Here is a 26595-nt window from a genome sequence, read left to right as displayed (position 1 = left end):
CTATCCACTCTTCTTCAATGAACCTTCTTTTTTCTCTTGTTTCATAACAGTTCCTAATTCTTTTTTTGTAAATACACGTAATTTTAAAATAAAAAACATATATGTCAATCCGCCGATGGCTACACCTAACAACGCTTCAAGCGTCGCGCTCGCTCTATGTTCCGTATCAATTACTAATCCAGACATCTGCAACACACGCGTGAACATCATTAATACAAACCCCATACAGATACCACTAATTACTACACCTAACATATTTCGCTTATTGATAAGTGACCCTGATACAGCTCTCATAAGCAACAAACTATTTAGTCCAGAAATTATGATTAACGCACATAAAGTCGCTAAGGCTGCCCCTTTCACACCAAAATAAGGCATGAATATATAATTTAACGCTAACTTTAAGCAACCTCCAAATACAACAAATAATGCTGGCTTAAATGTTTGTCCCAACCCTTGTAAAATAGAAGCCGTCGTAATTGACAATGAACTAAATAAAATAGATAAAGATAAAATAGATAAAACATCTGATCCATCACTATTTTCAAACAACATAATATTCGTAGGTTGAATAATACAAGTTAGTCCAATAGCTGCTGCAAATCCAATAACAAATGTTATTTTCATTGCTAACTTTACCTTTTCTTGAATAAAGGAAAGATCTCCTCTTTCTTTCGCCGCTGTAATAATTGGAATAAGTGATAACGAGAAAGAAGTCGTCACAACAGTACCTAATTGCATTAGCGGAATACTTCTATCATAAACACCCTTTAATACTTTTGCACTTTCAGTCTGTTCTCCCGCACCAATAAGTAAAGTGTACAAGGACATTGAATCAGCCATCTGTATAAAAATAAGCACTAAATTACTAACACAAATCGCTAACCCCTGCCAAAAAAGGATTTTAATTATCTTCCTTTTACCCTTAATTCTCGCTACACGTTTAAAAAATATGGAACGAAAATCTCGACGCATATACAACATAAGTACAATAATCCCAATAAGTCCACCCGCAATTGAGCCTAACATAGCCCCTGCACCAACTGTATATAAATCAAATCCGTGAGCAATTAGGAATAGCGATAAAAATACAATAATAGAAACTCGAATTGTTTGTTCTATTACTTGCGAAACAGCCGTTGGCATCATATTATTGAACCCTTGAAAATACCCTCTTGCTACAGACAAAAACGGCATCAATAAGAACGAAAATGAAATAACACGTAGCAACTTATCTAAGTGCATATCGCCCATAGCTATCGCGATTGTTTCGGCCCCAAAAAACAATGTAAAGAAACCTATAAAACCAATTCCTAATAAAAACCAAAAAGATACACAAATAATTTCTTCTGCTTCTCTCTGTTTTCCCCACTCTAGTCGTTCTGCAACCATTTTTGAAATGATAACAGGAAACCCATAAGTAGCTAAAATTAAACAAAATCCATAAAACGGGTAAATTTGTTGGTAAATATAAAAACCAATATCCCCTGCTATATTTTGATATGGAATACGGTAAAAAGCGCTTAATACTTTTGTAACAAAACTTGCAATCGTTAATATAATAGCCCCACGCCAAAAGGCTTGATACTTCTTCGCTTCCATACAAGAAAACTCCTTTTTCTATTCTCACCTCTCGTATTATATCATAAAGAAAAGTACAAAATCCCTTACCACCACGGGTAATACTAGGTCCCTACACGTTAAAAATATTCAACGAAAAAAGGTAGCAAAGCGCTACCTTCATTCAATATACATATATCTCCAAATAGTTGATTTCTCAAAAAGAAAGATCATAATTAGGAAAGATTGCTACTTCTAAAATCAATATACCCTTACTGTTCCATTTGTTTCGCTAAGAAACTGGCAGCAGTATTAACCGCTTTATGCTCGATTTCGCTTATAATAGCTTCTTTTGAAAAAATAATGACGGCTCCAATTGGGTCTCCGTTTGCAACAATCGGTCCAACTGTATAAGAATGAACCTTTTCTGTTACACCATCGATAATGGAAATATCACTTTCGTCCGTCATAATAACAGACTTTCTTTCTTCCATCGTTTTTTCGATTAGATCGCCAACACTTTTATTTAAGTATTCTTTTTTCGATACGCCTGATACTGCGATGATAGAATCTCGGTCACAGACAAGCACATTATGTCCTAAGCTGTCATATAAAGCCTCAGCATATTCCTTTGCAAAATCACCTAGTTCACTAATTGGAGAATACTTCTTTAAAATTACTTCTCCATCGCGATCAACAAATATTTCTAGTGGGTCTCCTTCTCGAATACGTAAAGTTCTACGAATTTCCTTTGGGATTACTACCCTGCCTAAATCATCAATTCGACGTACGATTCCAGTTGCTTTCATTCTAATGCTGCCTCACTTTCTACTGATGATCAAAGTGGTGAATTTACCTGTTCATGTAAAAATCACCAACTGTTAGACATAGTATTTTACACATTAGTTCTTCTATGCACGTCGAATTGTATTTTTTTATCTTATTTTAGGCATTTATTACTTCTTTTTTCACATCTGGTAAGCCTTTTAATAAATTTTCAGCAATTGTTAACCACTTCGATGTCTCTAAGCCATTTGTTTTCATAACAATTTTCAATTGTGATCCTTCCATTCCTAGACCAATCATACGCCCAAAACTATTTCCGAGCATGAATAATTTTCCACCATCAATATTTTGACTTGCTTGTTCAGAAAACAGGAATGTTACTTCAAATTTATTCTGCTTAATTAACTCAATTTGTTCTTTCATTGCCAACACTTTAATATTTGCAATTTGTAATAAATAACCAACTTCTTGTGGGTAATCACCGAATCTATCGATCATTTCTTCCTGCAATTCTTCAATATCCTCAATTGCAGAAACACCTCTAAATTGTTTATACATCATAATTTTTTGCTTACTATCTGAAATATAAGCATCTGGTAAGTATGCATCTACCTCTAAGTCAATTTCAACATTAACTGTATTTTCAGCTCCATCTGTTCCTCTTCGCTGTTCAATTGCATCTTTTAACATTTGAGAATATAGATCAAATCCGACAGAATCAATAAACCCATGCTGTTCTGCTCCTAACAAATTACCTGCTCCACGAATAGATAAATCTCTCATCGCAATTTTGAAACCAGATCCAAGTTCTGTGAACTCTTTAATTGCTTGCAGACGCTTCTCTGCAACTTCTGACAGCACTTTGTCACGTTTATAGGCAAAGTATGCATATGCAACACGATTAGAACGTCCAACACGCCCACGAAGCTGGTACAACTGTGATAACCCCATACGATCTGCATCAAATACAATTAACGTATTTACGTTCGGAATATCTACACCCGTCTCAATAATTGTTGTACTTACAAGAACATCATGCTGTCCTTCTAAAAATGATAGCATAACAGACTCTAATTCACTTTCGTTCATTTTCCCATGTGCGTACGTTACGCGAGCATCTGGAACTAACATCGAAATTTCATCTGCTTTTCTTTCAATATCCTCTACACGGTTATATAGGAAGTAAATTTGACCGCCTCTTGCAAGCTCTCGCTCTATCGCCTCTCGCATTAATGCTGGATTATACTCTACTACATACGTTTGGACTGGGAAACGATTTTCTGGCGGTGTCTCAATAACAGATAAGTCGCGCACACCAAGCATAGACATATGAAGCGTCCGCGGAATCGGAGTTGCCGTTAATGTTAATACGTCAACATTCGCCTTCAATTGTTTAATTTTTTCTTTATGCGTTACACCAAATCTTTGTTCTTCATCAATAATAAGAAGCCCTAAATCTTTATAAGTGACATCTTTAGATAAAATACGATGTGTTCCGATTACAATATCTATTGTGCCATCCTTTAAGCCCTTAATCGTTTCATTTTGTTGTTTTCTCGTACGGAATCTACTTAATAATCCTATATTGATTGGATAATCTTGAAAACGCTCTCGAATTGTTTCATAGTGTTGCTGCGCAAGAATCGTTGTCGGTACTAAAATTGCAACTTGTTTTTCATCCATAATTGCTTTAAATGCCGCACGAATAGCCACTTCCGTCTTTCCATACCCTACATCACCACAAAGGAGCCTATCCATCGGGCGTCCGCGTTCCATATCTTTTTTAATCTCGTCAATAGAACGTAACTGATCCTCTGTCTCTTGATATGGGAAAGATGATTCGAACTCTTGTTGTTCTGCCGTATCTGGCGTATATGCATAGCCTTTTGAAGCTTCGCGCTCAGCATATAGTTTAATTAGGTCATCCGCAATGTCTTGTACAGATTTTTCAACTTTCGTTTTAACCTTTTTCCAATCATTTCCACCTAATTTGTAAACTTTCGGATCCTTACCTTCAGACCCTACATATTTTTGGACTTGATCAATTTGTTCAATTGGAACGTATAACTTATCATTACCTTGATATTTAATATTTAAATAATCTTTATGAACACCATTAATCTCTAATGTCTCAATACCTAAAAATTTACCTATACCATGATTTACGTGAACTACATAATCTCCAACTTTTAATTCCGAATAACTTTTAATACGTTCAGCATTCGATAACTTTTGTTTACGTTGTGATTTTTTAACTTTCTTATGAAAAAGCTCCTTTTCAGTAATGACAACAAGCTTTTGCATCGGCATTTCAAACCCTGCATGTAAATCACCTACAGCAATTTGTAGCCTTCCAGGCAATAAGATATCTGTGCCTTCTACAATATCTGCCTCAATATCATAATCACTTAAAATATGTTGTAATTTCTTCACACGTTCATCATCTGTTCCAAGTACAACAGTCGTAAAATGCCCTTCATTCCATCTATCAATTTCTGTTTTTAACAAATTCATCTGTCCATGGAAATCTTGCATTGTTTTACATGTTACATTTACAATATTTTGCGGATGTGTGTGTGCGATATGACGCAAGAATAACGTTAAATATACAAAACTTCTTTTTTTATGATGAAGAAACCCCTCAAATGCGTGAGAGAAAGATAAATCTTGAATAATTGTTCCTTCACCAAGAAGTGATATATACCATTCCGCCTCTTCTGTTTCAAGATGTGATGCTGTTTCTTGAATACGGGAAATCTCATCTAAAATTACAACACCATCTTCTGGTAAATAATCTATCAGACTAGCAGGTTCTTTATAAAAAATAGATAAGTATTTAAACATCTGTTCTATACTTTGCCCGTTTTTCAACATCTCAATTTCATGACTTACCGTCTCAAGCACTGTAGTCTTTAGTTTATCATCAGAAAGTTTTTGCATCGTCTTAGTCAAACCTTCTTCAAGATGCTGAATTCCTGATTTTAATTCTTCCTGTGAAAATAAAAACTCTGTTGCTGGACCAAACCTAACGCTTTCTTTTTTACCTTGAGAACGCTGTTCATCCACATCAAATAATCGAATAGAATCGACTTCTGTATCAAAAAATTCAATACGAAATGGTAGTTCTTCAGTTAAAGGATAAACATCTAATATTCCCCCGCGCAAACTGAACTCCCCTGGAGCTTCTACCATCGACTTACGTTCATAGCCAATATGATGTAAAGTATGCAAGAGCGCATCTAAATCAATCTCTTGCCCTAGATTGATTTCAACTTGCTTTTGCTTCCACAATTCTTTTATTGGTAAAAATCTACGCAATCCTGCCACTGGCGCTACAATGATTCCATTCTCTCCCGCAGCCAAGCGATTTAACACTTCTATACGTTGCGCCTTCAATTCTGGACTTGCAACCCCAATTTCCGATGCTATCAGTTCATTCACTGGATATAGCCACACATCTTTTTCACCAAGTAACGCCACTAAATCTTCATGTACTTTTTGTGCTTGGTATAAGTTATGTGTAACGATTAATTGTGATTTTTTTGTTTTTTTATATAAAGCCGCCATTAATAATGAACGAGAAGACGTTGCCATCCCTGATATAAGTTGTTCTTTTAACCCATCTTCTAATCCATTAATAACCGATTGTATCTCTTCATTTTTATAAAATTGCTCTAATAAACCTATCATTTTTAAAACTCCTCTCAACATAAAGAGCAAGTCATTCTATTTTATGCAAATATTTTGGAAAAGGAAAACAGAAAAATGCTTTGGACATGCCAAAGCGACAACATTTTATTGCAGAAATTTTTCATACTCATAATACTCAGGATAAGATGCGAGCGTTTCTTGACACGATTCACAAATTGTTTTTATATATATATTTCCATTCTCATGAAAATGAATCATCTCTACTACTTCCTGCTCTGTTAGTTGAAATAAAACGTCGCTATATACTTTTTCTGCGTTAATGGAGCCTACATTACCTCCGCAGTGTCTGCAATAATAATACCCTTCCATACTAGCCTCCTAAAAATTCAATTACTACTAGTATGGGTAAAACAAAAGAGAAATATTCCCAATCTCATTTTTAACTATTGAAAGTATTCATGATTTGGAGAAAAGGCTTATTTAGCCACTCTTCACATGCATCCGCTGCTTTTTCAATAGAATGGTTAACATCCGGAATCTCTTCAGATGTAAAGCGTCCTAATACATAATCGACTACCTTCATTCCATTTTTCGGGCGATCGATTCCCATACGGATACGTTGAAATTCTTGTGTTCCTAGGTGCGAAATCGTTGACTTTACACCATTATGTCCACCAGCACTACCTTTCATGCGAAGACGCAATTTACCTACAGGAATGTCTAAATCGTCGTACATAACAACGAAGTCCTCAACATCAATTTTATAATAATCCATGAGTGGACGAATACTTTCCCCAGATAAATTCATATATGTTAGCGGCTTTAATAAGATTACCTTTTCTCCATTAACAAACCCTGCACCAAATACACCTTTAAATTTTTGTTCATTCAAAGAAATGTTCCAACGCTTCGCAAGTTCATCAATGGCCATAAATCCAATATTATGCCTTGTTAATTCATATTCTCTACCTGGGTTCCCAAGTCCTACTATCAATTTCATTCTTGTACCACTACTTTCTTTTTTCGATACGAAAAGACGTAACCAAAATTGGTTACGTCTCATTCTATCCAATTAATTGAATAATACACTCACAGATTCTTCTTCGTATACACGAATGATTGCTTCTCCAATTAATGGAGCAACTGAAAGTTCATGTACTTTGTCGATTTTCTTCTCTTCTGGTAATACGATAGAGTTCGTTACAACTAACTCTTTAATATTTGAATTTTGAATACGCTCAATTGCTGGGCCAGATAATACTGGGTGTGTACAGCAAGCATATACTTCAGAAGCACCGTTCTCAACAAGAGCGTTTGCTGCTAATGTAATTGTACCAGCTGTATCAATGATGTCATCAATTAAAATCGCTGTTTTGCCTTCAATATTACCGATAATGTTCATTACCTCTGATACGTTCGGACGAGGACGACGCTTATCAATAATAGCGATTGGCGCTTTTAGACGATCTGCCATTTTTCTTGCACGAGTTACACCACCATGATCAGGAGACACGATTACGATATCTTTAAGACCTTTTGTTTCAAAGTAATCAGAAAGAATCGGTACACCCATTAAGTGGTCGATTGGGATATCAAAGAACCCTTGAATTTGTGGAGCATGTAAATCTAGAGTGATTACACGAGTTGCACCTGCTGTTTCAAGCAAGTTTGCTACAAGTTTCGATGTAATTGGTTCACGAGAACGCGCTTTACGGTCTTGACGCGCATAACCATAATAAGGAATAACAATATTAATTGTTTTCGCAGATGCACGTTTTAATGCATCGATCATAATAAGTAATTCCATGATATGTTCGTTTACTGGGAAGCTTGTAGATTGAATAATGAATACATCGCAACCACGGATACTTTCTTCAATGTTAATTTGAACTTCTCCATCACTAAAACGATCAACAGAACATTTTCCTAGTCCTACTCCAATATGCTTTGCAATCTGCTCAGCAAGTTCCTTATTAGAGTTTAAAGAGAATACTTTCAAATTAGAATTTAGATATTGAGTCGACATCTAGATTAACCCTCCACATTATGATTTTTTCTTATTCAGCAATTGATCAACATAGTCTTCTTTGTTAACTTGACGTGCACGTGCTACCGATAATGCTTTTGATGGAACATTCTCTGTAATTGTAGAGCCTGCTGCCACATAAGCACCATCTTCAACTGTTACTGGAGCAACAAGGTTTGAATTACATCCAATAAATACCCCATTACCAATCACAGTTTTGAATTTATTCTTACCGTCATAGTTCACCGTAATTGAACCACAACCAAGATTCACGTCTTCTCCAACTTGTGCATCCCCGATATAACTCAAGTGTGAAGCTTTACTTCTATTACCAAAGACAGTTTTTTTGATTTCCACGAAGTTTCCAACGCGTACTTCGTCTCCAATAACTGAATCTGGGCGAATGTGTGCAAATGGACCAACCGATACTTCTGTACCAAGTTTACTATCATGTACAGTAGATTGACGAATTGTCGTACGATCTCCAATTTCACTATCACGAATTACTGTATGTGGTCCAATTTCACAATCAGAACCAATTACAGTGTTCCCCTCAATAATTGTTCCTGGATGAAGAACTGTATCACTACCGATAATTGCATCAGCAGAAATATAAGTGTTACTTGGATCAATAATTGTAACACCATTTACCATGTTCTTTCGGTTGATACGGTTTTTCATAATAATTTCCGCTTGCGATAGAGCGACTCTGTCGTTAACACCTAACGTTTCATCGAACTGCTCTGTTTGATAAGCTGATACGATATGACCTTCATTTTTTAAAATCTCAATAACATCTGGAAGGTAATATTCACCTTGTACGTTATCATTTGAAACTTTAGAAAGTGAAGCAAATAAAGCCTTATTATCAAAACAATACGTACCTGTATTGATTTCTTTAATAGCTAATTCTTTCTCATTTGCATCTTTATGCTCAACAATCTTTTCAACATGACCATTCTCATTACGAACAATACGGCCATATCCAGCAGGTTCTTCTATGTACGCTGTTAGCACCGTCGCCATTGCTCCCGCTTCTTTATGTTGCTGAAGTAATGCTTCCATCGTTTCAGCAGTTATTAGCGGCGTATCCCCACAAATAACTAAAGTTGTTCCTTCTTCATTTGCAAGTACACTTGCAGCTTGATCTACAGCATGTGCTGTACCAAGTTGTTCTGCTTGTAATGCAAACTCACTTACGTTTCCTAGCTGTTCTTGTACCATTTCAGCACCATGCCCAACAACCGTTACAAGTTTCTGCAATCCTAATTGAGATACTTGATCGACTACGTGTTGTACCATAGGTTTTCCACATACAGGATGCAGCACTTTGTATAGCTTAGACTTCATACGTGTGCCTTTACCTGCAGCTAGAATCACTGCAAATCTGTTTGACATATAGACCCTCCATCGCAACCTATTTATCCATTAAAGATATTATCCTAAATCATCATATATTTCAAGAAGCACATTTTAACTATTAAATTTTACCATAATTCTTATAAGATGTTTTACTCTTTAGTATCTTTTTTAAGAAATAAGCTATACTATTTAAAATGATTTTGAAAAAATTAGTAGTTTCTTCTTTTTATGTTAATGAATTATGAAATTTTCAAATATAAAGCAAAAAAAAACAAACTCCTGTAAATGCTTACAGGAGTTTGCTACAAAATTATAAGGCTTTTCGTCAAAGCCCTTTTCATTCGAATTTTACGAAGCACCTGCTTCTTCAAACTCAACCTCTTCTAACTCGCCTAAACGATGATACTCTGTTAAAACCGCATCTTGAATTTTAGAGCGTGTACCAGAATTAATCGGATGTGCAATGTCACGGAACTCTCCATCTGGAGTACGTTTACTTGGCATTGCTACAAATAATCCATTATTACCATCAATTACACGAATATCATGAACAACAAATTCATGGTCCAAAGTAATAGAGGCAATTGCTCTCATGCGGCCTTCTGTGTTTACGCGGCGTAATCTTACGTCAGTCACTTCCATCTTGTGTTCACCACCCTTTTCTAAATAAGCGATATATTTGTATAAATTCCACAAATTTTCTATTTTCCCTTTAATTTTTTAAAAATTTTTAAGATAAAAATTTTTAATGTAGTTGAATATAGAGATTAGTGGAGGTTATCGCTTACAAAAGGTTACTTAACTAGGGCGATTACTTCAATTTCAACGGAAACATCTTTCGGTAATTTTGCTACTTGCACACAAGATCGAGCTGGTTTATGAGTAGAGAAATAAGAGCTATATACTTCATTCACAGCATTAAAATCATCCATGTCCTTTAAAAATACTGTTGTTTTTACGACTGTATCAAATGAAGCACCCGCTTCCTCTAATACCGCTTGTAAATTTTGAAATACTTGTTCTGTTTGTACTGTTACATCTCCTGTTACAAGCTCCCCATTTTTCGTTAATGGAATTTGTCCTGAGCTATAAAACATATTATTTACAATAATCCCTTGTGAGTAAGGTCCAATCGCTTGTGGTGCCTTGCTTGTTTGAACAACTTTCATACTTTTCACCCTTTTATTATTTATTTTACTCTTTAAAAATAGTGTACGAAAGGCAGTTTGTCCATCTATTTTATAATCTATAAATAAAATAAAAAAAGATAGAGCTATCTGCTCTACCTTTTATTCAGCCTCTACAAGCCCTTCATCAAATGGTGCAAGAGAATAATTCCCTTTTTCCACTTGAATCGTTTTTTCTTTCACATCAACTTCCGATAGACGAATTAATGATACAAAATTATTAATTAGTCGTTCTTCAATATCTGTGGATTCTACTAATACACCAATACCAACAACATTAGCCTTGAACTCTTCTAACATACTCATCATACCTTGAATCGTTCCACCAGCTTTCATGAAGTCATCAATAATTAAAACATTCGATCCTTCTGGAAGGCTGCGTTTTGCTAACGTCATTGTTTGAATTCGTTTAGAAGAACCCGACACATAGTTAATACTAACAGTCGGACCTTCTGTTACCTTATTATCTTTCCTTGCAATTACAACTGGTACATCTAAGTAATTTGCCACTGCATAAGCAAGTGGAATCCCTTTCGTTGCCACTGTCATAACCGCATCAATTGATTGCCTAGCAAAAACAGAAGCAAACAAACGACCTGCGCCATTAATATGGCGAGGATTACTCAATAAATCTGTCATGTATAAGTAACCGCCAGGCAAAATACGATCTGGGTTTTCAAATAAGCCACAAAGCTCATCAATAATTAGATCTGCCTCTTCTTCACTTATATACGGTATATATTTCACTCCTCCTGCTGCTCCTGGTATCGTTTGCAATGTGCCGACCCCTTGTTGCTCAAACGTTTGCTTAATAATAACTAAATCCTCACTAATGGAAGACTTAGCCGATTGATACCTTTCAGCAAAAAAAGTGAGAGATACTAGCTGACGAGGGTTTTGTAGCAAGTAATAAGTCATATCGACTAATCTTGTACTTCTTCTAATTTTCATACTCTCACCTCAAATCACGAATATTCTAAACAAATCATAACGTATTATACGTCTTTATTCAAGCGTTTCTCGCTCTCCTAATAAACGTACCGCATAGACCTGTTCACAAAATCCTTTTAATCCGTTATAAATGCGATGCATTCGAGAATCATGGTGTACAAGTCCAAATACAGTTGGACCACTTCCACTCATCAATACAGCATCCGCTCCGAATCGCTTCATCTGTGATTTAATACGTGCAACTTCAGGATGCATTCCAAATGTTACATCTTCTAAAACGTTACCAACAGTATCACAAATCCCTTTATAATCTCCAGAATTTATGACATCAACCATTTTATCTACATTTGGATGTGTAACTCGATTTAACTTTAAATTTCCATACACATCAGCAGTAGATACACCTATATGTGGTTTCGCTAAAATAACCCAACAAGAAGGCGGAGTCTTTATATGCTCAATTTTCTCTCCTCTTCCAGTGGCAATTGCTGTGCCGCCGTATACACAGAAAGATACATCTGATCCAATTTCTGCGCCAAGCTCTGCTAACTCATCAATTGTAAGCCCTAAATTCCATAATTTATTAAGACCACGTAATGTCGCTGCTGCATCACTACTTCCACCTGCTAATCCAGCTGCTACTGGAATCGTTTTTTCAATAGTAATAGATACACCTTTTTTTACATTAAACTTCTCTTTTAATAATTTCGCTGCCTGATAAGCTAAATTTCGTTGGTCGTCTGGGACATACCGATTATGGGATAAAATTTCAATACGGTCTTCTGCTAATTCCGTTAGTTCTAGACGATCTGCTAAATCAATGGTTGTCATAATCATTTTCACTTCATGATATCCGTCTTGTCTTTTTCCCAGTACATCTAACGACAGATTAATCTTTGCTGGTGCTTTCACTAGTAGCTTCAATCTATTCACCCACTCTATGTACTCAATCTTTTATCGTTTATTTTACCATAAATTTATAGTAAGACGATGACACTTCCCTAATTATAACGAAAAGCATTCAGAATGAAACTACTTATGTAAAATGATGGCACCTTTTAGAGTACAAAAAGCCGAGGAATGTCTCCTCGGCTACCGTAGCATAGAAAGTATCTTACAACTACTGGTTTCGTTTCATTAATTGCTGTTCTGCAATTTCTATAGCACGTTTCACCATGTTACCAGCATCTTTCGCACGAATTCCGCCCCATCCTTCTTTCTGAACAACATCATAAAAACCAAGCTCTTTTGCTAGCTCTTCTTTAAATTGGTTTGACATGACACCTCTTCGTCTACTCAATGCAGAGTCCCTCCTTATTTTGCTACGGTATAGTTAGTATGCAAAATAATATAGCTTTTCATTTATGGAAATATATGTAATGATATACGGATTATAAAATGACCTCATCATGAGGGTCTCCATAAAATGTTAACTCTACTGTCTCTGTTAAAACATCTGCATAACTATAAGATACACGTTGCAACGCATCTTCTTGTTGATCCAATTGTACAACAAAAACAGAACGGTATGTTTCTGCTAGTACACCTGATTGCTCCACAGTTTTTCTTCTTCCACTATTTGCTTTTAACATAAGTCGCTGTCCAAGATGGTGATCTAATTCGCTTTTAATTTCATCTAAACGTTTTGACATATACTTCGCTACACCTCGCTGTAATTTAGATTGAACACTTAAAACACGATATATCTATCCTAATTATTAACCTCGATTCACAGCTAATATCATCTTGCGTTTGAATAGATAGAAGAAATACTATATTGTAAAAGTATCATTACGTAGTCTGTACGTTCTTGTCTCTTTTTATCCAAATTCATTTAAATCCTTCCATACAAAAAAGCAAGATACATATGTACCCTGCTTACTCTTCGTAATGTTGAAAAGGTAATCCCGTTCGTAAAATCCCTCTCGTTTCAATTCCACCTAGTCCCTTTTCACCAGTAATTGTATTACGTACGACATCCCATACATTGACTCTCTCCATAAATGAAGTAAAACTAATTTTACCAACTACATATACAGGATCTAGTGCATGAATATTAATTCTAGATGGTGAACTAGCGAAATTGGCCCCTGCACGAATTAGTGCCTCAAAGTGCGATTGACATGCCCCAGCAAAAATAACAAGTTGATCCAATGATGGATATTTTTTTCGCACTTCTCGAACAGCCTGTACAAAATGCCTTGAATGCCTATATGCCGCTAAATCTCCCTTCACTCCTTTCGATTTTGTATATGCATCATGCCCCGTAATAACGAGAATGTCTGGGCGAAAGTGATCTATTAAGTCTACTACTTTTTCATGCATCTCCGTTTCTTTACAATGAATACCTTGTACAGGAACGCCAATTTTGTTATATAAGTCTAAGCACTTGCGCAAATATAAAGGGTCTCCATCTATATGCAATACACGTCCCGGCATTTGAAAATAATTCACCTCACTTGTGTATCCACCAGTTGAAGTATGTTCATGCCTTTGTTTCATTAACACATAATCTTGTTGAAACAAACGATACGTGCGCTCCATTGTTTCTTTCTCACGCTTCACCCTTTTTTTATGTTCTCGTTGATCTATACTAATTAAATCTTCAAGTGGCGCATCCGCCACCAGTCTAATTTCCTCTCCAAACAATATAGCTATCTCGCCTTTTATTTCTATAATACGAAAAAGAATATCCCTCTTATGAGAATATCGTTCCACTAATTCTCCAACATGTAAAGCCATTCTCCTACCTCCAAACTCATTAGGCCATCTTACCTGTTTTTAAAATATGAATTTAGAGGGAGAAAGGTGACAAAAGGGACAGTTCAAGTTGAACTGTCCCTTTCATATTCTTATGATAATTTATGAAGAACCAATGCATTACTTAATGTTGCAAACTCTTCAATAGATAGCGTTTCGCCTCTTCGCTTTGGATCAATTCCTACTTCTGTTAAAATTCGATCCAATAATTCCTTATCTTTCGGGAAACCATTTAAATTATTTGATAAATTATTCATCAAAGTTTTACGGCGCTGTGCGAAACTTGCTCGTACTACTTCAAAGAAGAATGTTTCATCTGTCACCTCTACAACCGGTTTCGGACGCTTTAGAAGGCGAATAATTGCAGAATCAACATTTGGCTGTGGTACAAACACTGTACGCGGTACAGTCATAACTGTTTCAACTTCTGTATAATACTGAATAGCAATCGATAAAGAACCATACTCTTTCGTTCCAGGTTTAGCAGCTAAACGATCTCCAACTTCTTTTTGCATCATAACAACAAATCCACGAACTGGTAACTTTTCTTCAAGCAATTTAAATAAAATTGGCGTTGTAATATAGTATGGCAAGTTAGCTACTACCATTACATCTTGCCCTTCTTCAAATTGCTCATTAAATACTTCATGTACATCCGCTTTTAGTACGTCTTTATTAATAACTGTAACGTTACCATATGGTGCTAACGTCTCATCTAAAATTGGTAATAGTCTTTGATCAATTTCAAAAGCCACTACTTTTTTAGCACGCTTCGCTAATTGCTCTGTTAATGCACCGATACCTGGTCCAATTTCAATTGCACCACTTTCTGAACCAATTTCTGCATGATCGACAATACGATTTAATACATTTGTATCAATTAAAAAGTTTTGTCCTAAACTTTTTTTGAATGAAAATCCATACTTTTCAACAATGTCTTTTGTACGATTTGGCGTTGCGATATCCTTCATTTTTTTTCCTCCTGTATTACTTGCTTATAAGCTTCTCCAAATGATTCCTTTGAAACTTGAAACATCTGTAATCGTTTATGTAACTGTTTTGCATTTGTATAACCAATCTTTAATAGCTTACCCATTCTTTCTCTGCGGCTCTTTGCCATTTCTCCGCCCACTAAGCCTGCATCGACTAAATCACTCCAACTAATTTCACTTGTATAAGCTTCCATTTCTTCATGTATATTCTCTAGAGCACGGCGAATCGACTCATTAGAAGCATGTTCGATCCCAACTCCCTTTTTCCTTTTAGCAAGCGCTTCTTCCTTCGGTAAAAAGGCATGCTTACAGCCGGGAACCTTGTCAGAAATAATTTTTCGAATACGCTCTCCAGGATAATCTGGATCTGTGAAAATAATAACGCCCCTTTTTTGCTGCGCTAATTTAACTTGCTCAATAACATGATCACCGATTGCTGAACCGTTCGTTTCAATTGTATCCGCATCAACAGCACGCTTAATCGCAACTGTATCATCTTTACCTTCTACAACGATAATCTCTTTTATTTTCATGCTTGCCTCCACACTCGTTTCGTCTCTACTTAGTAAAACAAAAAAATGACGACTTTTCCATTATTATTTTCCTCATTCTTATATTTTAAAAAATAGAATAGAAAAATCTTTGTTCTCTGTCCTTATTGTAACACTTCATCATTCACATTTATTTTCTTCATCACTTCTACTAGTGTTTTTTCAAAATAAAAAAGAACAGGTTTCCCCACTCTTTTTTATTCAACACCAAATAAAGCTTTTGCATTTTTGGTTGTCATTTCTGCTACTTCCTCATAAGAAACACCTTTTAAATTCGCAATTTCTTCTGCTACGAGTTTTACATAACTCGGTTCATTTCGTTTCCCTCGAAATGGATGCGGCGTTAGATATGGACAATCCGTCTCTATTAACAATTTCTCTAATGGAATCTCCGTAGCAACCTCTTTCGGCTTTTTAGCGTTTTTAAATGTAACTGGTCCGCCTAACGAAATTAGAAAGTTCATATCAACACATCGCTCTGCTACTTCTACGCTGCCGCTAAAACAATGCATAATGCCTCCTACTTCAGCTGCATTCTCTTCTTCTAGAATATCAACAATATCTTGAGTTGCATCGCGATTATGTATAATAATCGGCAATTTCACTTTTTTCGCTAATGCAATTTGTTTACGAAATACTTCTTTCTGTATTTCTTTTGGAGACTTATCCCAATGATAATCTAAACCCATTTCTCCAAGTGCAACGACTTTAGGATGAGAAGCAAGTTCTTCTAACCAAGCTAAATGTTCTTCTGTCATGTCAATTGCATCAACTGGATGCCATCCAACCGCAGCGTAAATAAAATCATAAGCTTCAGCTAATTCCATCGCCTTTTTTATCGTTACTTCATCAAAACCAACAACAACTGTATAAGTAACTCCCGCTTCTTTCATTCGGGCAATAACTTCTTGCAAATCTTCTTCAAATTGCTCTGCATTCAAATGCGAATGTGTATCAAACAACATAATACATAACTCCTTTTATATTGAAATCAAGTTTATTCTACAAAAATAAGTTCTTTAATAACTTAACGATAACAATACTACAATCTTAATGCAAAAATAGAGAATGTAAAAAGAAAAAAGACGCTTCACACATGTTACACGTGAAACATCTCTTTTCTTGTCTTAATTACTTGATTTTTGTACCATTTGGTAGATTTTGGTCAATTGATGCTAATGACAATACACCATTCTCTTCACCCGCTAAAATCATACCTTGCGATAATTCACCGCGTAATTTTACAGGTTTTAAGTTTGTTACACAAATAACCTTTTTACCTTTTAGGTCTTCTGGCGAATAGAATTTTGCAATTCCAGAAACAACTTGACGCTTTTCTGTGCCTAAGTCTAGTTGAATTTTTAACAACTTGTCTGCTTTTTTCACAGGTTCAGCAGATAGTACTTCAGCTACGCGTAATTCTACTTTAAAGAAATCATCAATTGTAATTTCTTCTGCCTTCGGCTCTTCTTCTTTTTTCTCTTCTACTTTAGGGGCAGAGCTTTTCATTTGTTCTTTAATGTACTCTACTTCCACTTCTATTTCTAAACGAGGGAAAATTGGGTTTCCTTTTTCTACTTTTGTTCCAGCTGGAATACAGCCAATTGTAGATAGACTTTCCCAAGATTTATGAGCCTCATCAGTAAGGCCAAGCTGAGCAAACATCTTGCTTGGTGCTACTGTTAAGAATGGCATAAGCATAATACCTGTTTGACGAAGTACTTCTGCTAAATGAGCCATTACGGAAGCTAACTTTTCACGATCATTCTCATCTTTTGCTAATACCCATGGTTGTGTTTCATCAATATATTTATTCGTACGACTAACCAATTGCCAAATAGATCCTAACGCTACAGAGAACTCCATATTCTCCATTGCTTCTTCTACTTTTTTCAAAGTATCTTGTGCAAACGCTACTAACGTTTCATCAAATTCTGTTACATTTGCTTTAAATGCAGGGATTTCTCCGTTAAAGTACTTATCAATCATAGCTACTATACGATTTAATAAATTACCTAAGTCATTTGCTAAGTCGAAATTAATACGCTCCACAAATCCTTCTGGTGTAAATACGCCATCAGATCCAAATGGAACTTCACGAAGTAAGTAATAACGTAATGCATCCAATCCATAACGATCGATTAATGTAACTGGATCTACTACGTTTCCTTTTGACTTACTCATCTTTCCATCCTTCATTAAAATCCAGCCATGAGCAAAGACTTTCTTTGGAAGAGGTAAATCTAATGCCATTAAAATTATCGGCCAATAAATTGTATGGAAACGAACGATTTCTTTCCCAACTAAATGCACATCTGCAGGCCAGAATTTTTTATATTTCTCTTCATTTGCTGTTCCATAACCTAACGCCGTAATATAGTTAGATAATGCGTCAACCCATACGTAAATAACGTGTTTTGGGTTACCAGGAACACGAACTCCCCAGTCAAATGAAGTACGAGAAACTGCTAAATCTTCTAATCCTGGTTTAATAAAATTATTAATCATTTCATTTTTACGAGACTCCGGCTGAATGAAATGTGGATTATCTTCATAGAACTTTAATAGTCTGTCGACATATTTACCCATTCTAAAGAAATAAGATTCTTCACGAACAAGTTCTACATCATGACCACTATCTGGACTTTTTCCTCCAACTACTTTGTCACCTTCCATAATTGGATCTACTAATTGGTGCTCTGTATAGAACGTCTCATCTTGTACAGAATACCAACCTTCATATTCATCAAGATAAATGTCACCTTGATCTACTAATTGCTTAAAGATTTTTTCGACAACATCTTTATGACGATCTTCAGTTGTACGAATAAAATCATCATAAGAAATATCCATCTTCTCCCAAAGCTCTTTAATTCCTGCAACAATATTATCAACATATGCCTGTGGCGTAATATTTAACTCTTCTGCTTTCTTTTGGATCTTCTGTCCATGCTCATCAGTTCCTGTTAAATAATGCACATTATATCCTTGCATACGCTTATATCGTGCCATTGCATCTCCTGCTACTGTCGTATAAGCATGTCCAATGTGTAATTTTCCACTTGGATAATAAATTGGGGTAGTAATATAAAAGGACTTATTTTCCTCTGTCATTGTTTTGGACCTCCCGAATAACCTCATATGTATTTATAAACAGTATATCAAAAACTCATATATAAAGTGAAACTTTAATCAGTGGGGTTTTTCTTCATCCCCACTGATTATTAGCCCACATCAATCGGGCTTTTACGAGCAGCCCGAATCTCACTTATCTTCTTTAAGCCAACCTAATTTTGAATTCTGGGTCTTAATGCTCGATATCTTTATCATCTATTGCTCATATTTCAAAAAAATATACAATCTCCACTTGGAATTTGTTATTTTTTTCTGAAAATATTGTAAATAATTGTGGAATTTCCTCTCAATCTATTATATATAAGAAATAAGAAATCTATAAATCTTTTTAAAAAATATAGAATTTAAGAATTGACGGAAATGTAAATGATTGGTATCATATGTCCATAGGGTATTTTGTCGAAAAATGACGAATCTAAAAATAGACTCGAAACTTATAAACTATTTATTTAGGAGGAAAAAAATTATGAAATCTACTGGTATTGTTCGTAAAGTTGATGAATTAGGTCGTGTAGTAATTCCAATCGAATTACGCCGTACTTTAGGTATTGCAGAAAAGGACGCTCTTGAAATCTATGTTGATGACGAAAAAATCATCTTAAAGAAATATAAACCAAACATGACTTGCCAAGTAACTGGTGAAGTATCTGACGGTAACCTTTCTTTAGCTGAAGGTAAAATCATCTTAAGCAAAGAAGGCGCTGAGCAAATCTTAAACGAACTTCAAGATTATATCGAAACAGCAAAATAAGCTTCTCAATTATGAGAAGCTTATTTTTTATCGACATGATAGATTTGATATACATCTCTTTTCGACAAATCTCGATCTTTAGCGACTGTTTTAATCGCTTCTTTTGAATTCATACCTTTTTCATTTATATAGTGTTCAATATGATCATATACTGAAAGAGATTCCCACCATTGTTCTTCTGGAGCAGGTTCTTCTGTTGAACCAGCTACTAAAATACAAAACTCACCACGTACTTCATTTTGCTTCGTCCACTCAATTGCTTCTTGAATTGTCCCTCGAATAAATTCCTCAAATTTTTTCGTTAACTCTCGACACAATACAATCTCTCTATTTCCCAACACTTCCTGCATCGAAATTAAAGTATCATCTAAACGATGAGGCGCTTCATAAAACATCATTGTAGTTTGTACATAACGAAGCTTTTCTAACTCCATCTTCCGTTCCTTTTTGTTTCTCTGCAAGAAACCATAGAAATAAAACTGCTTTGTTTCAAGACCGGATGCAATTAATGCTGTAAGGGCTGCATTTGCTCCAGGAAGCGGAATTACATGATATTGCTCAGCTACTGCCTCAACAACAATATCGTAACCCGGATCAGAAATACACGGCATACCAGCGTCACTAACAAGTGCTACATTCTTTCCATCCTCTAACCTCTCTAATATTCTCTTTCCACTTACTTCTTTATTATGCTCATGATAACTCGTGACAGGTGTTTCAATTTCAAAATAATTACAAAGTTTTTTCGTTTGTCTCGTATCTTCAGCAGCAATTAAATCAACTTCTTTTAAAATTCGGATTGCACGAAATGTCATATCTTCTAAATTTCCAATAGGAGTTGGTACTAAATATAAAACTCCCTTTTCATTTTGTTGAAAGCTTTTTTGTTGCCACATAGCGTTCTCCTTTTTGCATATATGCCTCTTTTTGTTTTCTCGTTAATTGCTTAAAGTAATACTCCGCTTGCATAGCTGTACGTTTATCATCATGGGTCTCTACATATTTTAAAACGACAGGAAGCCTGACGCGTGTATACTTAGCTCCTTTGCCGCTATTATGAGTCTGTATTCGTTTTTCTATATGGTTTGTATATCCAGCATAATAACTTCCATCAGAGCACTCTACCACATAAAAAAAATGCTTATTCTTCTCCATATAAAATTGAACGTATCTCCTTTGTATATTCGTTATTGTTCTCATATACAACGAGAGGTGGTAAAATTTTTAAATCTGCATTTCCATCCTTAATTCCTTCAATTAACAATGTATTTGCTTCTTTTCCAACCTTAGGATAAACAAATCGCACACGCTTTGGTTCAATTTTATATTTACGCATTAATGTGACAATGTCGAGTAATCGCCCTGGACGATGTACAAACGCCACTTTCCCACCTTGTTTTACTAACTGACTACTTGCAGATACAACATCTTCTAATGTACACATAATTTCATGACGAGCTATCGCTAAATGTTCATTCATATTTTTCTCTGAAGTTTGAGGTGTTTGAAAATATGGTGGATTACATGTAACAACATCATATTGATGACGTCCGAGTTTCTCTGGCATATCTTTCAAATCTCCATGTATGAGGTGAATTCTTTCTTCCAGCCCATTATATTGAACACTTCTTACTCCCATATCATATAAGCGTTCTTGAATTTCCACACCAGTAATCTTTCCTTTTGTTCTTGTACTTAATAGAAGGGGGACAACTGCGTTACCTGTACACAAATCAAGTAAATTCCCCTTTTGAATTGGTACCCATGCAAAATCTGCTAGTAAAACAGCATCTAAAGAAAAATTAAATACTGATGGGCTTTGTATAATCTTCATGTCTTGCGCTAATAAGTAATCTAAACGTTCATCTTCATATAAATTCATATACTGCTCCTTTTCTTACCCTTAACCTACCCTATTTCATGTATAAAAAATTACCTTTCCAATTATAATTGGAAAGGTAATTTCACTTTTTATTTAAGAATGACAGACAGAACAAACAATCTCCCTCTTTACGTACACTTCCATAATGTAGATTGCAAATATGAAAACCTTCTTGATACAGTCTCGCTAAATTGTCATAGCCTTCACCAATATCTGTCTTCGGCTTCACTTCTTTACGCTTTTGAGTTTTTTGTTTTTCTTTATTCTGCACTTCTTCAAAACGGTGTCGCAAATTGTTATTTTCCATTTTTATATGCTGGTTTTCTTCCAACAACTCTGCAAGATGCTGTTTTAACTCTCCCAACTGTTTGTATAAATGTCCAATTTGCTCTTCCATACTAGAAACCGATTCAAAAATATCTTTTTTCTCCACAAGCACCCACCTCATTAATCTGTGGTTTGACTCGAAACGACCCCTTTATTCACTAACTCATCTAACGTATATTCTACTATCCGTTCCTTGTCTACTAGTTCCACTTGAATTAATCTTTCTAAAATATTTAATCCGATCACACGGCCAGTACCATGCGGGGTTTGTATACGTTGATCTAAATCAGGAAGTTGTTCCTTTGCTGCCTCATATTCATCATTCTCATATTTTAAGCAACACATTAAGCGACCACATAAACCAGAGATTTTTGCAGGATTTAATGATAAATTTTGATCCTTTGCCATTTTAATGGATACAGGTTCAAAATCTCCTAAAAAAGTAGAACAACAAAGCATACGACCACATGGACCAATACCACCTAGCATCTTCGCTTCATCACGAACACCAATTTGTCTTAGTTCAATTCTTGTTCTAAAAATTGCCGCTAAGTCCTTCACTAGTTCGCGGAAATCAATCCGACCATCCGCAGTAAAATAGAAAATAATCTTATTACGATCGAATGTATACTCTACATCTACAAGTTTCATATCAAGATTATGCTCTACTACCTTTTGCTGACAGACTTGATATGCTTCTTTTGCAGCATGTTTGTTCTCTTCAACAATGGTACGATCATTTTCATTTGCAATACGAATAACCTTTTTTAGCGGTAATACAACGTCGTTTTCATCAACTTGCTTTTTGGTAATAACTACTTTTCCGTATTCAATACCTCTTACCGTTTCTACAATAACAAACTCATTTTCAGAGATATCGAACTGATTTGGATCAAAGTAATATACCTTTCCGGCCTTCTTAAAGCGAACACCTACTACATCATACAAAACGGTCATCCCTCCTGCAACCGCAACACTAACTGTTCGAACACAAGCTGCGCATTTACATTAGCGTTGATTCTATTTTTTGCCTCTAATATATTAAAGAGAGCTGATACAATGCGCTTCTGAGCATAGGAAAACGATTCAAACATCTCTTTCTGCTCATGAAAAACAAGACGATCTTCTTCTCCAAGTTGAACATATAGTAAATCCTTATAAATAAGGAGTAACATATCTAACCCTTGCTGTAATTGTTCTTTCTCTCCAAAGTGTTTTCCCCATTTTTCTTGTACAAAAAAAATAGAGGTTTTATCTTTTTCGAGCGCTTCACATAATTTTATCACTAAAGCTCGTGCTTGTGCAAACCATTCATCACTACATAAAGCTAAAGCTTCATCAAAACTATTTGTGAGTTGAGCAGCAAGTGTCGATAAAGATGCTGTAATACCTTCTTCCTGTAATCTTCTAATTAAAGATTCTGTAGGTAACGGTCTAAACGTAACAACTTGGCAACGAGATAAAATCGTATTTAAAATTTGATGACTTTGTTCAGTAAGTAAAATAGCGGTTGTATCACTACTTGGTTCTTCTAAAAATTTCAAAAGTGTATTTGCCGCATTTGCCGTCATACGATCTGCGTGCTCAATAATATATAATTTTTTATTTGCCTCTAATCCTGTTTTTGAAAACTCTTCTTGTAAATCATGAATTTGCTGCTTCTTAATAGATAATCCGTCTGGTTTTACAATATGTAAGTTAGGGTGGTTACCTGAATCAATTCGCTTACAATTTGTGCATACATGACAGGGCTCTACTCCATTCCGCTGAGAACAGAGGAAACTCTTTGCCATTTGAATTGCTGTCGCAAACTTTCCCGTACCTTTCCCTCCCTCTAACAAGTAAGCGTGGGATATACGCTCTTTTGCAATGCTATTCATCAACATTTTTACACCGATGGGTTGTATAGCAGAAAGCTGCTCCCACGTCTTCATCATAATGCATACCTCACTTATTTCATTCTTTCCTTCTATTATAACAATTTATCTTCTATAATCTGAACAACTTCTTCTATAAGTTTTTCCATCGGCTGATCAGCATTTACCAATACAATACGCTCCGAGAAACGTTCTACAACTTGTAAATACCCTTCGCGCACACGTTTATGGAAAGAGATATCTTCCATATCTAGTCGATTTACTTCACGTCCTGCGTCTTTTTCAATCCGAGCCAAGCCAACCTCAGGCTCAATGTCTAGATAAATTGTTAAACTAGGCATACAGTCCTCTGTTGCGAAACGATTTATTTCAAATACCTTATCCATACCCAATCCTCTTGCATAGCCTTGATATGCTAAAGAACTATCTATAAAACGATCACATAACACGAGATAGTTCTCATTAAGTGCTGGCATAACTTTTTCTACTAAATGTTGTCTGCGCGCAGCAGCATAAAGAAGCGCTTCTGTACGTGCTTCCATCATCGTATATTCTTGTTTATGTAAAATCGTCCTAATGTCCTCAGAAATTGCAATACCACCTGGTTCCCTTGTCGCCATTACCTTTTGTGCTTTTTGTTCAAAATATGGCAATAAGCTTTTAATTAACGTTGTTTTGCCTGAACCTTCTGGGCCTTCAATTGTTACAAATAATCCCTTCATCCTAAAACCTACTTTCTATATCATACACTTTCATATATTTCGTATTACCTTGAAAACGAGCTCCTGCTCTCTCTAAATACATAATTTGCTCTTTATGCTCTGAAGTAATTCTCTCTCCATACATAACCAATGGAATCCCAGGTGGATACGGAATCACCATTTCTGCCGCTATCATTCCAACAGCCTCTTCTATAGATACTATCCTTGTTCCATATCTTTCTAGTTGTTTATACGTATACGGCAACGGAGAGAATTCACCTTTATAAGTATAACGAATAGATTCCCTCTTGTCTTTCACGTCATAATGTTGCAATGCTACTCGGATCATCTCTATAACCTTCATATACCCCTCATTTGCTTGCAGGGGTAAAATAAATAGGACATTGTACGGATCAGCCATCTCTGTATATATACCGACCTTTTCAAATACGGACTGTAATTCGTACCCTGATAACTGACAACGAGTTTGTACGGTAACCTTTAACTCGTCTTGCAACGGATATTCTAAAATGGCGATTTGGGGAATAGAACGTAACCGTTCCTTAAATCTCCGTAAAAACTCAACAATTTCACCATGACCTTCTTCTTTTATACGCGCCATTGTAAAGCGTGCTATATCCAAGGAAGCCATAATTGGATACGATGGACTACTAGATTGTAGCATACTTAAATAAGTAGTAACCTTCTCTTCGTCTACTAAGTGACTATTTATATGTAAATAGGAACCCATTGTCATTGCGGGTAATGTCTTATGTGCAGAATGCACTACAATATCTGCACCATATGTTAACGCTGATTTCGGGAATGGTTCTCCTAAACAAAGATGTGCCCCATGTGCCTCATCTATCAAAACAGGAATTTCATGTGCATGAGCAAAAACGATGCTTGCCTCTAAATCCATCCCCATACCATAATAATTAGGATGCGTTAGAATGAGTGCTTTCGCATTTGGATATTTTCCAATTGCTTTCTTAATAATTTCATTACGAACTCCCACTGGTACATTATAAGTTTCATCAATCCATGGATCTAAAAAAATGGGATTTGCTCCCGCTAGTTTTAAACCATTAATAATTGATTTATGACAATTTCTTTGTACAAGAACAATATCATGTTCCCCACAACAAGACAAAATCATCGCTAAGTTCCCGACTGTTGAACCATTAATTAAAAAATAACTTTTCTTTGTATCATACACTTCAGCCAATAATTGTTGTGCCTCATCTATACATTCAAACGGACTATGCAAATCATCTAGTCCTGCTAACTCAGTTACATCAATAGATAGAATATCTTTAAACTCTCTTATTGCCTTCTGAGGGAAGTTTAAACCATTCTTATGACCTGGGACATGAAAGGATAACGGCCCTCTTTCTTTAAACTCGATTAACGCCTCATATAAAGGCATATGATTTTGATTCATCTACATCTCTTCCTTATTATTCATTCTCCATCTATTATACAGAACAAAAAAAATAATAGGCATATGCCTATTTAAAAATATGATACTTCTAATTTTCGAAGTTGCTTTAAATAATGTATATATTTCGGATCATCTGTCTCTGTATTCACCATATCCTTTTCACATTCATAACATATTAAATTATTATAAACATATATACCTTCTTTTCTTTTTGTCTCACAAACAATACAAACTTCACTTTGTAATTTCATAACCTTCCCTCCCTATTTAAGTGAACCTATTTTATACTTCTAATCCTTAACAATTTCCAGAAAAATATACACCCATCTCTTATATAATATGATTAACTCTTGGGCAACGTGTTTGTATTACCATTACTTCTTTCCCATTCTTTTTAACAATACAAAAAAACACAAGTCAAAAGACTTGTGTTTTTAGTTGCTTGGCGACGTCCTACTCTCACAGGGACAAGGTCCCAACTACCATCGGCGCTAGAGAGCTTAACTTCCGTGTTCGGTATGGGAACGGGTGTGACCTCTCTGCCATCATCACCAAACTATGAAGGCATATTCCTTCAAAACTAGATAACATTTGCTACATATTATATGGTTAAGTCCTCGATCTATTAGTATTCGTCAGCTCCACATGTCAC

28 protein-coding genes and 1 rRNA gene are annotated in these 26595 nt (G+C 35.5%); 1 reads left to right on the top strand and 28 read right to left on the bottom strand.

Annotation, left to right across the window (positions count from 1 at the left end):
- The 18 genes from CQ064_RS30295 to metG form a co-directional block, all read right to left on the bottom strand.
- On the bottom strand, positions 1-1602 hold the full coding sequence (locus tag CQ064_RS30295) for a putative polysaccharide biosynthesis protein (protein ID WP_000387596.1): 1602 nt from the start codon (positions 1600-1602) through the stop codon (positions 1-3).
- 230 nt (positions 1603-1832) lie between these two features.
- A complete protein-coding gene (gene spoVT, locus CQ064_RS30290) occupies positions 1833-2369 on the bottom strand; it encodes a stage V sporulation protein T (RefSeq protein ID WP_000648306.1) in 537 nt (178 codons plus the stop codon).
- Positions 2370-2505: 136 nt separating this feature from the next.
- Positions 2506-6036, bottom strand: coding sequence for a transcription-repair coupling factor (gene mfd / locus CQ064_RS30285; protein WP_000579691.1), 3531 nt, complete (start codon positions 6034-6036; stop codon positions 2506-2508).
- A 105-nt stretch (positions 6037-6141) separates the two neighbouring features.
- Entirely contained in the window at positions 6142-6366 is a 225-nt protein-coding gene (locus CQ064_RS30280) for an anti-sigma-F factor Fin family protein (protein WP_000399438.1), read from the bottom strand.
- 70 nt (positions 6367-6436) lie between these two features.
- Positions 6437-6997, bottom strand: a complete 561-nt coding sequence (pth, locus tag CQ064_RS30275; protein ID WP_000767702.1) for an aminoacyl-tRNA hydrolase — start codon at positions 6995-6997, stop codon at positions 6437-6439.
- A gap of 72 nt (positions 6998-7069) precedes the next feature.
- The gene (locus CQ064_RS30270; RefSeq protein ID WP_000107420.1) at positions 7070-8023 is read right to left on the bottom strand and encodes a ribose-phosphate diphosphokinase; all 954 of its coding nucleotides are present in this window, start codon (positions 8021-8023) and stop codon (positions 7070-7072) included.
- A gap of 18 nt (positions 8024-8041) precedes the next feature.
- A complete protein-coding gene (gene glmU / locus CQ064_RS30265) occupies positions 8042-9421 on the bottom strand; it encodes a bifunctional UDP-N-acetylglucosamine diphosphorylase/glucosamine-1-phosphate N-acetyltransferase GlmU (RefSeq protein WP_000071039.1) in 1380 nt (459 codons plus the stop codon).
- Between the two features lie 312 nt (positions 9422-9733).
- Positions 9734-10027, bottom strand: a complete 294-nt coding sequence (spoVG, locus tag CQ064_RS30260; RefSeq protein WP_000454041.1) for a septation regulator SpoVG — start codon at positions 10025-10027, stop codon at positions 9734-9736.
- 152 nt (positions 10028-10179) lie between these two features.
- A complete protein-coding gene (locus CQ064_RS30255; protein WP_000869824.1) occupies positions 10180-10554 on the bottom strand; it encodes a RidA family protein in 375 nt (124 codons plus the stop codon).
- A 120-nt stretch (positions 10555-10674) separates the two neighbouring features.
- The gene (purR, locus tag CQ064_RS30250; RefSeq protein ID WP_000702467.1) at positions 10675-11523 is read right to left on the bottom strand and encodes a pur operon repressor; all 849 of its coding nucleotides are present in this window, start codon (positions 11521-11523) and stop codon (positions 10675-10677) included.
- A 54-nt stretch (positions 11524-11577) separates the two neighbouring features.
- On the bottom strand, positions 11578-12447 hold the full coding sequence (gene ispE, locus CQ064_RS30245; protein WP_000772104.1) for a 4-(cytidine 5'-diphospho)-2-C-methyl-D-erythritol kinase: 870 nt from the start codon (positions 12445-12447) through the stop codon (positions 11578-11580).
- Positions 12448-12643: 196 nt separating this feature from the next.
- A complete protein-coding gene (sspF, locus tag CQ064_RS30240; protein WP_002094215.1) occupies positions 12644-12823 on the bottom strand; it encodes an acid-soluble spore protein SspF in 180 nt (59 codons plus the stop codon).
- Between the two features lie 91 nt (positions 12824-12914).
- Positions 12915-13175 carry a biofilm formation stimulator Veg gene (veg, locus tag CQ064_RS30235; RefSeq protein ID WP_000044346.1) on the bottom strand — a complete coding sequence of 87 codons (261 nt, stop codon included), beginning with the start codon at positions 13173-13175 and terminating at the stop codon, positions 12915-12917.
- Between the two features lie 226 nt (positions 13176-13401).
- Entirely contained in the window at positions 13402-14265 is an 864-nt protein-coding gene (gene yabG / locus CQ064_RS30230) for a sporulation peptidase YabG (RefSeq protein WP_001173734.1), read from the bottom strand.
- Between the two features lie 110 nt (positions 14266-14375).
- Complete coding sequence (rsmA, locus tag CQ064_RS30225) at positions 14376-15254, bottom strand: 16S rRNA (adenine(1518)-N(6)/adenine(1519)-N(6))-dimethyltransferase RsmA (protein ID WP_000651548.1); 879 nt, start codon at positions 15252-15254, stop codon at positions 14376-14378.
- Positions 15251-15808, bottom strand: coding sequence for a ribonuclease M5 (gene rnmV, locus CQ064_RS30220; protein ID WP_000692837.1), 558 nt, complete (start codon positions 15806-15808; stop codon positions 15251-15253). The genes rsmA and rnmV overlap by 4 nt, the downstream gene beginning before the upstream one ends.
- A 215-nt stretch (positions 15809-16023) precedes the next feature.
- Positions 16024-16791 (bottom strand): TatD family hydrolase, encoded by a 768-nt coding sequence (locus CQ064_RS30215; protein ID WP_000895840.1) that lies wholly within the window; start codon positions 16789-16791, stop codon positions 16024-16026.
- A gap of 166 nt (positions 16792-16957) precedes the next feature.
- Entirely contained in the window at positions 16958-18940 is a 1983-nt protein-coding gene (gene metG / locus CQ064_RS30210; RefSeq protein WP_000134129.1) for a methionine--tRNA ligase, read from the bottom strand.
- A gap of 487 nt (positions 18941-19427) precedes the next feature.
- Between metG and CQ064_RS30205 the strand changes: the two genes are divergently transcribed.
- Positions 19428-19712, top strand: coding sequence for a transition state genes transcriptional regulator AbrB (locus CQ064_RS30205; protein ID WP_000843036.1), 285 nt, complete (start codon positions 19428-19430; stop codon positions 19710-19712).
- Between the two features lie 20 nt (positions 19713-19732).
- Here the strand turns inward: CQ064_RS30205 and rsmI are convergent, their stop codons facing one another.
- From rsmI to rrf, 10 genes are all read right to left on the bottom strand, one after another.
- Positions 19733-20608: a 16S rRNA (cytidine(1402)-2'-O)-methyltransferase gene (gene rsmI, locus CQ064_RS30200; RefSeq protein WP_000267825.1), complete on the bottom strand. Its 876-nt coding sequence runs from the start codon at positions 20606-20608 to the stop codon at positions 19733-19735.
- The gene (locus CQ064_RS30195) at positions 20577-20867 is read right to left on the bottom strand and encodes a GIY-YIG nuclease family protein (protein WP_000414350.1); all 291 of its coding nucleotides are present in this window, start codon (positions 20865-20867) and stop codon (positions 20577-20579) included. The genes rsmI and CQ064_RS30195 overlap by 32 nt, the downstream gene beginning before the upstream one ends.
- On the bottom strand, positions 20854-21594 hold the full coding sequence (locus CQ064_RS30190; RefSeq protein WP_001055355.1) for a tRNA1(Val) (adenine(37)-N6)-methyltransferase: 741 nt from the start codon (positions 21592-21594) through the stop codon (positions 20854-20856). Before CQ064_RS30190 ends, CQ064_RS30195 begins: the two co-directional genes overlap by 14 nt.
- Positions 21595-21676: 82 nt before the next feature.
- Positions 21677-22027 (bottom strand): DNA replication initiation control protein YabA, encoded by a 351-nt coding sequence (gene yabA / locus CQ064_RS30185; RefSeq protein WP_000412063.1) that lies wholly within the window; start codon positions 22025-22027, stop codon positions 21677-21679.
- A gap of 14 nt (positions 22028-22041) precedes the next feature.
- Complete coding sequence (locus CQ064_RS30180; RefSeq protein ID WP_000272429.1) at positions 22042-22869, bottom strand: PSP1 domain-containing protein; 828 nt, start codon at positions 22867-22869, stop codon at positions 22042-22044.
- Between the two features lie 5 nt (positions 22870-22874).
- Positions 22875-23858, bottom strand: coding sequence for a DNA polymerase III subunit delta' (holB, locus tag CQ064_RS30175; protein ID WP_000978578.1), 984 nt, complete (start codon positions 23856-23858; stop codon positions 22875-22877).
- Between the two features lie 35 nt (positions 23859-23893).
- Entirely contained in the window at positions 23894-24520 is a 627-nt protein-coding gene (tmk, locus tag CQ064_RS30170; protein WP_000677220.1) for a dTMP kinase, read from the bottom strand.
- A 1-nt stretch (position 24521) separates the two neighbouring features.
- A complete protein-coding gene (locus CQ064_RS30165) occupies positions 24522-25943 on the bottom strand; it encodes an aminotransferase class I/II-fold pyridoxal phosphate-dependent enzyme (protein WP_001073005.1) in 1422 nt (473 codons plus the stop codon).
- 71 nt (positions 25944-26014) lie between these two features.
- The gene (locus CQ064_RS30160; protein WP_000776279.1) at positions 26015-26194 is read right to left on the bottom strand and encodes a sigma factor G inhibitor Gin; all 180 of its coding nucleotides are present in this window, start codon (positions 26192-26194) and stop codon (positions 26015-26017) included.
- 189 nt (positions 26195-26383) lie between these two features.
- Positions 26384-26499: ribosomal RNA gene (rrf, locus tag CQ064_RS30155) — 5S ribosomal RNA — on the bottom strand.
- Between the last annotated feature and the right edge of the window lie 96 nt (positions 26500-26595).

This window comes from Bacillus sp. MYb78, assembly GCF_002975115.1.
Lineage (GTDB): Bacteria > Bacillota > Bacilli > Bacillales > Bacillaceae_G > Bacillus_A > Bacillus_A cereus.
The sequence above is the reverse complement of the archived record's forward strand: the minus strand, read 5'-3'. Positions and strand labels throughout refer to the sequence as shown.

Coding starts and splice junctions, on each gene's coding strand:
- tmk (WP_000677220.1), bottom strand. CDS start 24,520: ATGAAGGGATTATTTGTAACAATTGAAGGCCCAGAAGGTTCAGGCAAA.
- CQ064_RS30165 (WP_001073005.1), bottom strand. CDS start 25,943: ATGAATCAAAATCATATGCCTTTATATGAGGCGTTAATCGAGTTTAAA.
- CQ064_RS30205 (WP_000843036.1), top strand. CDS start 19,428: ATGAAATCTACTGGTATTGTTCGTAAAGTTGATGAATTAGGTCGTGTA.
- yabG (WP_001173734.1), bottom strand. CDS start 14,265: ATGGCTTTACATGTTGGAGAATTAGTGGAACGATATTCTCATAAGAGG.
- CQ064_RS30215 (WP_000895840.1), bottom strand. CDS start 16,791: ATGTTGTTTGATACACATTCGCATTTGAATGCAGAGCAATTTGAAGAA.
- mfd (WP_000579691.1), bottom strand. CDS start 6,036: ATGATAGGTTTATTAGAGCAATTTTATAAAAATGAAGAGATACAATCG.
- rsmI (WP_000267825.1), bottom strand. CDS start 20,608: ATGTGGCAACAAAAAAGCTTTCAACAAAATGAAAAGGGAGTTTTATAT.
- glmU (WP_000071039.1), bottom strand. CDS start 9,421: ATGTCAAACAGATTTGCAGTGATTCTAGCTGCAGGTAAAGGCACACGT.
- holB (WP_000978578.1), bottom strand. CDS start 23,858: ATGATGAAGACGTGGGAGCAGCTTTCTGCTATACAACCCATCGGTGTA.
- CQ064_RS30190 (WP_001055355.1), bottom strand. CDS start 21,594: ATGAATTTATATGAAGATGAACGTTTAGATTACTTATTAGCGCAAGAC.
- CQ064_RS30195 (WP_000414350.1), bottom strand. CDS start 20,867: ATGGAGAAGAATAAGCATTTTTTTTATGTGGTAGAGTGCTCTGATGGA.
- purR (WP_000702467.1), bottom strand. CDS start 11,523: ATGAAAATTAGAAGAAGTACAAGATTAGTCGATATGACTTATTACTTG.
- metG (WP_000134129.1), bottom strand. CDS start 18,940: ATGACAGAGGAAAATAAGTCCTTTTATATTACTACCCCAATTTATTAT.
- veg (WP_000044346.1), bottom strand. CDS start 13,175: ATGTCAAAACGTTTAGATGAAATTAAAAGCGAATTAGATCACCATCTT.
- pth (WP_000767702.1), bottom strand. CDS start 6,997: ATGAAATTGATAGTAGGACTTGGGAACCCAGGTAGAGAATATGAATTA.
- CQ064_RS30295 (WP_000387596.1), bottom strand. CDS start 1,602: ATGGAAGCGAAGAAGTATCAAGCCTTTTGGCGTGGGGCTATTATATTA.
- spoVG (WP_000454041.1), bottom strand. CDS start 10,027: ATGGAAGTGACTGACGTAAGATTACGCCGCGTAAACACAGAAGGCCGC.
- rnmV (WP_000692837.1), bottom strand. CDS start 15,808: ATGAAAATAAAAGAGATTATCGTTGTAGAAGGTAAAGATGATACAGTT.
- CQ064_RS30270 (WP_000107420.1), bottom strand. CDS start 8,023: ATGTCGACTCAATATCTAAATTCTAATTTGAAAGTATTCTCTTTAAAC.
- CQ064_RS30255 (WP_000869824.1), bottom strand. CDS start 10,554: ATGAAAGTTGTTCAAACAAGCAAGGCACCACAAGCGATTGGACCTTAC.
- rsmA (WP_000651548.1), bottom strand. CDS start 15,254: ATGAAGGATATCGCAACGCCAAATCGTACAAAAGACATTGTTGAAAAG.
- CQ064_RS30160 (WP_000776279.1), bottom strand. CDS start 26,194: ATGAAATTACAAAGTGAAGTTTGTATTGTTTGTGAGACAAAAAGAAAA.
- spoVT (WP_000648306.1), bottom strand. CDS start 2,369: ATGAAAGCAACTGGAATCGTACGTCGAATTGATGATTTAGGCAGGGTA.
- CQ064_RS30280 (WP_000399438.1), bottom strand. CDS start 6,366: ATGGAAGGGTATTATTATTGCAGACACTGCGGAGGTAATGTAGGCTCC.